Source organism: Cupriavidus sp. NPDC089707, assembly GCF_044748965.1.
Lineage (GTDB): Bacteria > Pseudomonadota > Gammaproteobacteria > Burkholderiales > Burkholderiaceae > Cupriavidus.
The window spans coordinates 417,337-428,605 of sequence record NZ_JBIVHB010000003.1 but is presented as its reverse complement, the minus strand read 5'-3'; the positions used below and the strand labels follow the sequence as shown (position 1 = coordinate 428,605).

Here is an 11,269-nt window from a genome sequence, read left to right as displayed (position 1 = left end):
GGCCTAAACTACGTCAAATTCGTCGATCGAATCGGCCTGGCACACCGCATAAGCAGTGTGCGGCCCTTCGGTCCTGTCTGAAAGCCGCGGTTGAGCGGAAGTGCCCTGGCAGGTATTGCCAGGATGGCTCCAGCTCCGCTGCGGCTCATTTTTTTGTTGAACGAAGACATGAGCACCATTCCGATTACCAAGCGTGGCGCCGAGCTGCTCAAGGAAGAGCTGCAGCGCCTCAAGGCTGTCGAGCGTCCGGCGGTGATCAATGCCATCTCCGAAGCACGCGCTCAAGGCGACCTTTCTGAAAACGCCGAGTACGACGCCGCCAAGGAAAAGCAGGCCTTTATCGAAGGCCGCATCCTCGAAGTGGAGTCCAAGCTGTCGACTGCGCAGGTCATCGATCCGACCCAGCTGGATACCGACGGCCGCATCGTCTTCGGCGCGACCGTCGACCTGGAAGACCTGGAGTCCGGCAGGCCGGTCAGCTACCAGATCGTGGGCGATGACGAGGCCGACCTCGACACCGGCAAGATCTCGGTCAGTTCGCCGATCGCGCGTGCGCTGATCGGCAAGTTCGAAGGCGACGTCGCCACCGTGCTGGCCCCTGGCGGCGAGCGCGAGTACGAAGTCATTACCGTCCGCTATATCTGAGGCCGGTCGGGCCGGGTGGGGCAGTTGCCCGCCATCCGGCCACCGGAAAGACCGGCAAGTGTTCTCTTCTTCCTATAACAGCCTGCCGCCGCTGCCGCACCGGCTATTCCTGCTGCTGACGGTGGTGTGGGCAGGCAGCTTGTGGACGGTTGGCTACATGGTGGCGCCAACGCTGTTCTCGGTACTGCCCAGCCGCGAGATGGCCGGTATGATCGCGGGTCACTTGTTCCATATCGAAGCCATCGTCGGCGTGACCATCGGCGTGTTGCAGTTGGTGCTGTGCAACGTGATGATCCGCCGCGGCGCCAGCCGCTATCGCAGCCTGCGCTGGCTGGTGCTCGGCATGCTGTGCTGCGTGCTGGTTGGCTACTTCGGCATCCAGCCGTTCATGGGCAGCCTGAAGGAAAAGGCGCAGGCGCTGGGGCTGGGGGTTTCGGAATCGCCTTACCAGGCGCAGTTCGGCATGCTGCACGGCGTGTCGAGTGCTTTCTACCTGCTGCAAAGCCTGCTCGCACTGGTGCTGGTGTGGCGCGCTTCGGCGCCGCGTTCGGCCGGGGAGTGAGTGCTGCGGCCACCGGGTGGTGGCCGCGCATAAAAGCAGTGGGGCAGCGGGCCGGTCAGCCCAGGGCTTTCTTCTTCTGGCTGGTCGGCCGCGCGCGCGCGCGCTTGACGTTGCCGCCCGCCGTGACGCGCTCGTTGCCGAGTACGGTCACTTCCTTGCGGGTCGGGCGCCGATTCGGTGCGGCGCTGGGTTTCTTGACCGTCACCGTGCGCGGCGCGGCGCCGCCGCGGCGGGCCGGGGCAAGGCGACCCAGGCCATCCGGCTGGTTTTCCTTCAGGCGCGCCTCGCCCGGGCGCCAGACCACCAGCAGCTTGCCGATATGCTGGATCGGCGCGGCGTGCAGCGCGTCACAGATTTCTTCGTAGATGGCAATGCGAGCGTCGCGGTCATCGCCGAATACGCGGATCTTGATCAGGTCGTGCGCAGCCAGGCTGCGGTCGATCTCGGCGAGCACGGCACCGGTAAGGCCTTCGGCCCCAACCATGACGACCGGGTTCAGGGCATGGGCACGGGAGCGCAGTTCGGAGCGCTGGGCAGGAATCAGTTGTAGTGCGGGCATAGGTAGGCGCCACTGGCGCTGGAGTTTTGTGCGCTGCAGGCCCGGCGGGTGCCGGCAAGGCAGGCGGGCGGAGCGCGAATTGGCGCGTATTATCCGTCAATCCGGCACTGTCGGGCGGCAAAATCATCAAAACAGTACAAAAACCTTGCGCATGTGGCATTGGCCGCGTGCCGGGGCAGGCAACAGGCTGGAACTGGCATGGCAAAGAACAAGTTTAACCATTCGTGGCTGCACGACCACATCAACGACCCCTACGTGAAGATGGCGCAGCGGGAGGGCTATCGTGCCCGCGCGGCATACAAGCTCAAGGAAATTGACGAGCAGGACAAGCTGATCCATCCGGGCCAGGTGATCGTCGACCTGGGGGCGGCGCCAGGCAGCTGGAGCCAGTACGCCCGCAACAAGCTGGCGGCTTCACCGCGGGCCAAGGACGGAAAGATCGACGGAGCGGTGGTGGCCATCGATATCCTGCCGATGGAGGCTGTCGCGGACGTCACTTTTATCCAGGGTGATTTCCGCGAGGAAGAAGTCTTCCGCCAGCTCGAAGATGTCGTGCTGGAGGCCTCCGGCGGCGACAAGATCGACCTTGTTATCTCAGACATGGCCCCCAATTTGTCTGGTGTGGCCTCTGCCGATTCGGCCCGGATCGAGTACTTGTGCGATCTGGCCCTTGAGTTTGCGCAGGCCCACCTGAAGCCGGAAGGCGCATTGCTGGTAAAGTGTTTCCACGGGAGCGGCTACAGCCAGATCGTGGAGAAGTTCAAACGGCAGTTCAAAGTGGTCGCGAAGCGCAAGCCCAAGGCGTCACGCGACAAATCTTCCGAAACCTTTATCCTTGGGCGCTACCTGAAGGCGGTGGATTGACCGATCCCGATCAAGGACAGGGTGAAATAAGAGGGCGAAAGTGCCCCACCCGCAGCTATCGGCGTCATAGTTTCGCTGTTTCCCCCCGAGGGCGGGCGCTGCATTACAATGCAGCTATCCGTTGGCAAGGCAATTGCAAAGGAGTTCGGCCTTGAATAACAACCTGTTTCAAAAGGCGGCAATCTGGCTCGTGATCGCGCTGGTTTTGTTTACCGTCTTCAAGCAGTTCGACAAGCCCCGTGCGCAGGACAGCGTCACCTATTCGCAGTTCATGGATGACGCCAAGAACGGCAAGGTGTCGCGTGTCGACGTGCAGGGCCGCAACCTGGTGGTCTCGCCCAAGGAAGGCGCCAAGTACACCATCATTTCGCCGGGCGACATCTGGATGGTCGGCGACCTGATGAAGTATGGCGTCCAGGTGACCGGCAAGGCGGATGACGAACCCAACGTGCTGGTCCAGGCGCTGTATTACCTCGGGCCGACCCTGCTGATCATCGTGTTCTGGTTCTACATGATGCGCCAGATGCAAGGCGGCGGGAAAGGCGGCGCGTTCTCATTCGGCAAGTCGCGTGCGCGCCTGATCGACGAGAACCAGAACGCTGTCACATTCCAGGACGTGGCTGGCTGCGACGAGTCCAAGGAAGAAGTGGTCGAACTGGTCGACTTCCTGAAGGATCCGCAGAAATTCCAGAAGCTGGGCGGGCGCATCCCGCGCGGCGTGCTGCTGGTCGGCCCTCCGGGTACCGGCAAGACGCTGCTGGCGCGTGCCATCGCCGGCGAGGCCAAGGTGCCATTCTTCAGCATCTCGGGTTCGGACTTCGTTGAAATGTTCGTCGGCGTGGGCGCGGCGCGTGTTCGCGACATGTTCGAGAACGCCAAGAAGCAGGCTCCCTGCATCGTGTTCATCGATGAAATCGACGCGGTCGGCCGCCATCGTGGTGCCGGCATGGGCGGCGGCAACGACGAGCGCGAGCAGACGCTGAACCAGATGCTGGTCGAGATGGACGGCTTCGAGGCGAACTCGGGCGTGATCGTGATCGCCGCGACTAACCGTGCCGACGTACTGGACAAGGCGCTGCTGCGTCCGGGCCGTTTCGACCGCCAGGTCTACGTGGGGCTGCCGGATATCCGCGGCCGCGAGCAGATCCTGAAGGTCCATATGCGCAAGGTGCCGATCGGCAACGACGTCGATGCCTCCGTGATCGCGCGTGGTACCCCGGGCTTTTCGGGCGCCGACCTGGCCAACCTGGTCAACGAAGCTGCGCTGTTTGCTGCCCGCCGCAACAAGCGCGTGGTCGACATGCAGGACTTCGAGGACGCCAAGGACAAGATCTACATGGGTCCGGAGCGGAAGTCGACGGTCATGCGCGAGGAAGAGCGTCGTGCCACGGCTTACCACGAGTCGGGCCATGCGGTGGTTGCTAAGCTGCTGCCCAAGGCCGACCCGGTGCACAAGGTCACCATCATGCCGCGTGGCTGGGCGCTGGGCGTGACCTGGCAGCTGCCCGAGCATGACAAGTATTCGAAGTACAAGGACAGCATGCTGGAAGAGGTCGCAATCCTCTTCGGCGGCCGGGCGGCGGAAGAGGTCTTCCTCAACGCCATGAGCACCGGCGCATCCAACGACTTCGAGCGCGCTACCAAGATCGCCCGCGACATGGTGACCCGCTTCGGCATGAGTGATTCGCTCGGCGCCATGGTCTACGTGGATACCGAGCAGGACGGCATGTTCGGCAAGCTGTCTTCGAAGACCGTGTCGGAAGCCACGCAGCAGAAGGTCGACGCCGAGATCCGCCGCATCATCGACGAGCAATACGCGCTGGCCAAGCGCCTGCTCGAAGATAACCGCGACAAGGTCGAGGCCATGACCAACGCGCTGATGGAGTGGGAAACCATCGACGCCGACCAGGTCAACGACATCATGGCTGGCAAGCCGCCGCGCCCGCCGCGCAGTGCGTCGGGTCCGAACGGTGGCGGTAGCACGCCTTCGGGCGGTTCGCCGGTGGCGCCGACCAACGCGCCTGCCACGGCCTGATCGCATCCGTTCGTCGGCCTGAAAACGCCTGCATGCTGGCTGTGTAATGCATGACCCTGAAGCCGGTGCCTGGTGCACCGGCTTTTCCTTTTGCGCGACCGGGTTCGCGCACCGCCTGATTGAGTATTCCGACCTTGCAGCAGACTCCACAGACCCGGTATTTCCAGTGCGGACGTTTCCGCTTTGCGCTAGACCAGCGCCCGCTTGTGATGGGCATCCTCAACGTGACGCCCGATTCCTTCTCGGACGGCGGCCAGCACGCCAGCCGCGATGCCGCCGTGCGCCATGCCGAGCAGATGATCGCGGAGGGCGTGGACATTATCGATATCGGCGGCGAATCCAGCCGGCCGGGCTCGGCCGCGCTGCCGCTCGAGGATGAACTGGCACGCGTGATCCCTGTGGTCGAGGCCCTGCGCGGCTGCGGTAAGCCGCTGTCGATCGACACTTACAAGCCCGAGGTCATGCGCGCTGCGCTTGCGGCCGGTGCGGATCTCATCAACGATATCTGGGGCTTTCGCATGCCGGGCGCGGTGGAGGCACTGGCGGCGCCGGAGGCGGGACAGGCCGGGCTGTGCGTGATGCACATGCAGCGCGACCCTCAAACCATGCAGGAAGACCCGCACTACGAGGATGTGGTCAGTGAGGTGGCGGATTTTCTGGCCGAACGGATTGCCGTGCTGCGCGCTGCCGGCATCGACGACGCTCGCCTATCCCTCGATCCGGGGTTTGGCTTTGGCAAGACGCCGGATCATAATCTGCGCCTGCTGGGCCAGTTGCCGCGGGTGGCGCTGGAAGGGCTGCCGGTACTGGCGGGGATCTCGCGCAAATCTACGCTGGGCGCGATCCTGGGTGGCCGTCCGCCACAGCAACGAATTGCTGCCAGCATTGCTGCCGCAGTGTGTGCGGTAGAGCGCGGTGCGTTTATCGTACGCGTGCATGATGTGGAGCAGACGGTGGACGCGGTCAAGACCTGGTGGGCCGTGCGCAACGAGTCCGTCACGGCAGCCTGAACCGCCGCTGTCCACGCAAGGCAGGCGCCGCAGAGCGCCAGGCAGAGCAACGCAAGACAGAACAGAAAGGGAACAGCGAATGACACGCAAGTATTTCGGGACCGATGGCATCCGGGGGCGCGTTGGCGAGGCGCCGATCACCCCCGACTTCGTGATGCGCCTGGGCCATGCAGCCGGCAAGGTGCTGGCGCACGGCGCCAAGACCGGGCAAGGGCGCCCGACCGTGCTGATCGGCAAGGACACCCGCATTTCGGGCTATATGCTCGAAGCGGCGCTGGAAGCTGGCTTCACTTCGGCCGGCGTGCACGTGCTGCTGACCGGGCCGCTGCCGACGCCGGGCATTGCCTACCTGACGCGCGCTTTGCGCCTGTCTGCCGGCGTGGTGATCTCGGCCAGCCACAACCCGTACTACGACAACGGCATCAAGTTCTTCTCCGCCGACGGCGACAAGCTGCCCGACGCGGTCGAGGCCGAGATCGAGGCCGCCATCGACGAGCCGATGTTGTGCGCGCCCTCCGACGACCTGGGCCGCGCCCGCCGCATTAACGACGCCCCGGGCCGCTACATCGAGTTCTGCAAGAGCACCTTCCCGCATGAGCAGGACCTGCACGGCCTGAGGCTGGTGGTCGACTGCGCGCATGGCGCCGCCTACCACATCGCGCCGCACGTCTTCCATGAACTTGGCGCCGACGTGATCTCGATCGGCAACCAGCCGGACGGCCGCAATATCAACGCAGGCTATGGCGCCACCGCGCCTGCCAGGCTGATTGAAGCGGTCAAGGCCAACGGCGCCGACCTGGGCCTGGCCTTCGACGGCGACGCTGACCGGCTGCAGGTGGTGGACGCCGATGGCCGTCTCTATAACGGCGACGAACTGCTGTACCTGATCGTGCGCGACCGCCAGGCCACCGGACAGTTGGTGCCGGGCGCGGTGGGCACGCTGATGACCAATATGGCCGTGGAACTGGCGCTGCAGCGCCAGGGCGTGGAATTCGTGCGCGCCAAGGTCGGCGACCGCTATGTGCTGGAAGAACTGAACAAGCGCAAGTGGACGCTGGGTGGCGAGGGCTCCGGCCACCTGCTGTGCCTCGATCGCCACAGCACTGGCGATGGCATCGTCTCGGCGCTGCAGGTGCTGGCGGCACTGCGCCGTAGCGGCAAAATGCTGGCGCAGTTGCTGGAGGGTGTCTCGCTGTTCCCGCAGACCCTGATCAACGTGCGCGTGCAGAAGGGCTTCGACTGGCAGTCGCATGCCGGGCTGCAAGCCGCGCGTGCCGCGGTCGAGCCGGCACTTGAAGGTCGTGGCCGGGTGCTGATCCGCGCCTCCGGTACAGAGCCGGTGGTACGGGTGATGGTGGAGGCCGAACAGGCCGAAATGGCCGAACATGCCGCAAAGACGCTGGCCGACGCGCTGAGCGCTTGATCCGTCGCACTGTGACGTAAACGCCGGGGCTGATCCCGGCGCTTTTTTAGGTAATTTTGCAATTAACCGCCGTCATATTGCATCGACATGACAGCGCGATGGCGTCTTGAAACCCAAGCTGGCAGCGGCTTTCAAGAAGATTTAAAGATGTCACGGAATTGTCATACAGGGAGCATACAGTTCGTCTTGTCAAAAATTTGTCATTCCCAACCAATGTTCTCTGGAGGACATATGAAGCTGGTCAAGACTGCCGTGGCAGGCATCGTTTCGATGGTCGTAGCGGGTACTGCGTTCGCGGCGGAAATTACCGGTGCAGGCGCTTCCTTCCCGGCGCCCGTGTATTCCAAGTGGGCCGACGCATACAACAAAGCAACGGGCAACAAGGTCAACTATCAATCCATCGGCTCGTCGGGCGGCATCAAGCAGATTGGCGCCAAGACGGTCGATTTTGGCGCCTCGGACGCGCCGCTGAAGGACGAGGAACTGAACAAGCAGGGCCTGGTCCAGTTCCCGACGGTGATCGGCGGCGTGGTGCCGGTGATCAACCTGCAAGGCGTGAAGCCGGGCGAACTGACCATCACCGGCGAGGTGCTGGCCAATATCTACCTGGGCAAGATCAAGAAGTGGGACGACCCCGCCATCAAGGCGCTGAACCCGCAAGCCAAGCTGCCGAGCCAGGACATCCTGCCGGTGCGCCGCGCCGACGGTTCGGGCACCACTTTCATCTTCACCAACTACCTGTCCAAGGTCAGCGCTGACTGGAAGGGCGCGGTGGGCGAGGGCACCACGGTCAACTGGCCGGGCGGCGGCACCGGTGGCAAGGGCAACGAAGGCGTGGCCGCCTTCGTGCAGCGCCTGAACGGCGCCATTGGCTACGTCGAGTACGCCTACGCCAAGCAGAACAAGATGACCCACGTGAACATGAAGAATGCGTCGGGTGCGGTGGTCAAGCCGGGCGACGATGCCTTCAAGGCCGCCGCCGCCGGCGCGGACTGGACCAAGACCTACTACCAGATCCTGACCAACCAGCCGGGCAAGGACGCCTGGCCGATCGCCGGCGCCACCTTTATCCTGGTCCACAAGAACCAGGAAAAGCCGGCGCAGGGCGCCGAAGTGCTGAAGTTCTTCGACTGGGCCTACAAGAGCGGCGCCGGCATGGCCGCCGACCTGGACTACGTGCCGCTGCCGGAAAACGTGGTGAACCAGATCCGCTCGACCTGGAAGTCCAGCGTCAAGGACGCCTCGGGCAAGGCGCTGTACTGATCTGACGGCATCGCCGGCCCCGCGCTCGCGCGGGGCCGATGTCCAGGCAGCCTGACTCTCGCCCGGACATCGTGCTCCCCGCCCGCCCGGGCGGGAGTGGCGATCCACCCTGAATTCTCCGACATGGCGACTATCCCTTCCGACACCCGCGGCGTCCAGCCTCCGAGCCGGCTCGGCGACATTTTGTTCGGCGGCCTGACGCGCGGCGCCGCCATCGTGACGCTGCTGCTGATGGGCGGCATTATCGTCTCGCTGGCGATCAGCGCCTGGCCCTCGATCGAGGCCTTCGGCGCGCGCTTCCTGTGGTCCGCGGAGTGGGATCCTCCCGCCGATGTCTACGGCGCGCTGGTGCCCATCTACGGCACCATCGTGACCTCGCTGATCGCGCTGATCATCGCGGTGCCGGTGAGCTTCGGCATCGCCCTGTTCCTGACCGAGCTGTCGCCCGCCTGGCTGCGCCGCCCGCTCGGCACCGCGATCGAGCTGCTGGCCGCGGTGCCGTCGATCGTGTACGGCATGTGGGGCTTGCTCGTGTTCGCGCCGATCTTCGGCGAGTATTTCCAGAAGCCCCTGGCCGCCACGGTTGGCCAGCTGCCGGTGGTCGGCAAGCTGTTCCAGGGTGCGCCGCTGGGCATCGGCCTGCTGTGCGCGGGCGTGATCCTGGCGATCATGATCATCCCCTACATCGCCTCGGTGATGCGCGACGTGTTCGAAGTCACCCCGGTGCTGCTCAAGGAATCCGCCTACGGCGTGGGCTGCACGACCTGGGAAGTGATGTGGAACGTGGTGCTGCCCTACACCCGCGCCGGCGTCATCGGCGGCGTGATGCTGGGCCTCGGACGCGCGCTGGGCGAGACCATGGCCGTCACCTTCGTGATCGGCAATACCAACCTGCTGGACAGCGCCTCGCTGTTCTCGCCGGGCAACAGCATCACCTCGGCGCTCGCCAACGAGTTCGCCGAAGCCGGCCCCGGCCTGCATACGGCCGCGCTGATGGAGTTGGGCCTGATCCTGTTCTTCATTACCTTCGTGGTGCTGGCGTTGTCCAAGCTGTTGCTGCTGCGACTCGCCAAGAATGAGGGCGCCAAATGAGCCAAATGACCCAAGCGAGCCAGGCTGTGTCTTCCGTATCGATCCCCGCCGTCCGTCCCGATGCCGATGCCGTGCGCGCGCGCCTGCAGGGTCGCCGCCGCCGCGTCAACCTGTACGCGCTGACCGCTTCGCTGGTGGCGATGGGCTTTGGCCTGTTCTGGCTGGCGTGGATCCTGTGGACCACCGTCACGCTGGGCGTCGGCGGCCTGTCGCTGGATCTGTTCACGCAGATGACGCCGGCGCCAAACACCGCCGGCGGTGGTCTGGCAAACGCCATCTTCGGCAGCTTCGTGATGGTGGGCATGGCCACCCTGTTCGGCACGCCGCTGGGCATCCTGGCCGGCATCTACCTGGCCGAATATGGCCAGCGTTCGCCGCTGGCCAGCTTTATCCGCTTTATCAACGACATCCTGCTGTCGGCGCCGTCGATCGTGATCGGCCTCTTTGTCTACGCCCTGGTGGTGACCCGCATGGGCCATTTCTCGGGCTGGGCCGGCATCTGCGCGCTGGCGCTGCTGCAGATCCCGATCGTGGTGCGCACCACCGAGAACATGCTGAACCTGGTGCCCAACTCGCTGCGCGAGGCCGCCTTTGCACTGGGCACGCCCAAGTGGAAGATGGTGATGTCGATCACGGTGAAGTCATCGTATGCCGGCATTGTGACGGGCGTATTGCTGGCGGTGGCGCGTATTGCCGGTGAAACCGCGCCGCTGTTGTTCACCGCGCTGTCCAACCAGTTCTGGACCTCCGACCTGAACAAGCCGATGGCCAACCTGCCGGTGACCATCTTCCGCTTCGCCATGAGCCCGTTCACCGAATGGCAGCAACTGGCCTGGGCGGGCGTGTTCCTGATTACGATCGGCGTGCTGGCCCTGAACATCCTGGCGCGCATCCTGTTCAAGAATAAATGAGCGGCGGGACGACCTATCCCACGTTTCGACCTGAAGACTGCAAGCTGACTGCAAGCGAGAGAACGCAATGACCTCCACCGTCATCGACATTCCTGATTCGGTACGCGCCAAGATCGACGTGCGCAACCTGAATTTCTACTACAGCCAGTTCCATGCGCTGAAGAACATCAACATGTCGATCCCCGAGCGCAAGGTCACGGCTTTCATCGGCCCGTCCGGCTGCGGCAAGTCGACGCTGCTGCGTACGTTCAACAAGATGTACGCGCTGTACCCCGAGCAGCGTGCCGAGGGCGAGATCAACATGGACGGCGACAACCTGCTGACCGCCAAGCAGGACATCGCCCTGCTGCGCGCCAAGGTCGGCATGGTGTTCCAGAAGCCGACGCCGTTCCCGATGTCGATCTACGACAACATCGCCTTCGGCGTGCGCCTGTTCGAGAAGCTGTCGCGCTCGGAGATGGATGACCGCGTGGAATGGGCGCTGACCAAGGCGGCGCTGTGGAACGAGGCCAAGGACAAACTGCACCAGTCCGGCTACGGCCTGTCCGGCGGTCAGCAGCAGCGTCTTTGCATCGCGCGCGGTATCGCCATCCGCCCGGAAGTGCTGCTGCTGGACGAGCCGTGCTCGGCGCTGGACCCGATCTCCACCGGCCGCATCGAAGAGCTGATCGCCGAGCTGAAGGACGAATACACCGTGGTGATCGTCACGCACAACATGCAGCAGGCCGCGCGCTGCTCCGACTACACCGCCTACATGTACCTGGGCGAGCTGATCGAATTTGGCGAGACCGAGAAGATCTTCATCAAGCCGCACCGCAAGGAAACGGAAGACTACATCACCGGCCGGTTCGGCTGATTCCCGACGCTGGAAAGCAGGGCAAGGATTAGCATATCCATAGCGGCCA

Annotated in this window: 11 protein-coding genes; 10 read left to right on the top strand and 1 reads right to left on the bottom strand. The window is 64.1% G+C overall.

Translation table 11 applies throughout. The features are described 5' to 3' along the window. Positions 1–168: 168 nt before the first annotated feature. Positions 169–645, top strand: coding sequence for a transcription elongation factor GreA (greA, locus tag ACIP1U_RS08295; RefSeq protein WP_063238187.1), 477 nt, complete (start codon positions 169–171; stop codon positions 643–645). 58 nt (positions 646–703) lie between these two features. Continuing rightward, positions 704–1,207 (top strand): DUF4149 domain-containing protein, encoded by a 504-nt coding sequence (locus ACIP1U_RS08290; RefSeq protein WP_400313717.1) that lies wholly within the window; start codon positions 704–706, stop codon positions 1,205–1,207. A 55-nt stretch (positions 1,208–1,262) separates the two neighbouring features. Here ACIP1U_RS08290 and ACIP1U_RS08285 read toward each other — a convergent pair whose 3' ends face one another. After that, on the bottom strand, positions 1,263–1,766 hold the full coding sequence (locus tag ACIP1U_RS08285) for a YhbY family RNA-binding protein (RefSeq protein ID WP_400313715.1): 504 nt from the start codon (positions 1,764–1,766) through the stop codon (positions 1,263–1,265). Positions 1,767–1,964: 198 nt separating this feature from the next. On the opposite strand from ACIP1U_RS08285, the gene ACIP1U_RS08280 reads away from it, so the two are divergent. The 8 genes from ACIP1U_RS08280 to pstB all read left to right on the top strand — a co-directional run bounded on the left by ACIP1U_RS08280 (position 1,965) and on the right by pstB (position 11,220). After that, entirely contained in the window at positions 1,965–2,630 is a 666-nt protein-coding gene (locus tag ACIP1U_RS08280; protein ID WP_400313712.1) for an RlmE family RNA methyltransferase, read from the top strand. Between the two features lie 151 nt (positions 2,631–2,781). Then, the gene (gene ftsH, locus ACIP1U_RS08275; protein WP_029046380.1) at positions 2,782–4,665 is read left to right on the top strand and encodes an ATP-dependent zinc metalloprotease FtsH; all 1,884 of its coding nucleotides are present in this window, start codon (positions 2,782–2,784) and stop codon (positions 4,663–4,665) included. Between the two features lie 134 nt (positions 4,666–4,799). Beyond that, positions 4,800–5,675, top strand: coding sequence for a dihydropteroate synthase (folP, locus tag ACIP1U_RS08270; RefSeq protein ID WP_400313708.1), 876 nt, complete (start codon positions 4,800–4,802; stop codon positions 5,673–5,675). A gap of 79 nt (positions 5,676–5,754) precedes the next feature. Next, positions 5,755–7,098 (top strand): phosphoglucosamine mutase, encoded by a 1,344-nt coding sequence (glmM, locus tag ACIP1U_RS08265; protein WP_400313705.1) that lies wholly within the window; start codon positions 5,755–5,757, stop codon positions 7,096–7,098. A gap of 231 nt (positions 7,099–7,329) precedes the next feature. After that, positions 7,330–8,361 carry a phosphate ABC transporter substrate-binding protein PstS gene (gene pstS / locus ACIP1U_RS08260; protein WP_400313702.1) on the top strand — a complete coding sequence of 344 codons (1,032 nt, stop codon included), beginning with the start codon at positions 7,330–7,332 and terminating at the stop codon, positions 8,359–8,361. A gap of 123 nt (positions 8,362–8,484) precedes the next feature. Then, complete coding sequence (gene pstC, locus ACIP1U_RS08255; protein ID WP_400313699.1) at positions 8,485–9,453, top strand: phosphate ABC transporter permease PstC; 969 nt, start codon at positions 8,485–8,487, stop codon at positions 9,451–9,453. Positions 9,454–9,458: 5 nt separating this feature from the next. Then, complete coding sequence (pstA, locus tag ACIP1U_RS08250) at positions 9,459–10,364, top strand: phosphate ABC transporter permease PstA (protein WP_400313850.1); 906 nt, start codon at positions 9,459–9,461, stop codon at positions 10,362–10,364. Positions 10,365–10,431: 67 nt separating this feature from the next. Further along, positions 10,432–11,220 carry a phosphate ABC transporter ATP-binding protein PstB gene (pstB, locus tag ACIP1U_RS08245; protein WP_400313697.1) on the top strand — a complete coding sequence of 263 codons (789 nt, stop codon included), beginning with the start codon at positions 10,432–10,434 and terminating at the stop codon, positions 11,218–11,220. The last annotated feature ends 49 nt before the right edge of the window (positions 11,221–11,269 follow it).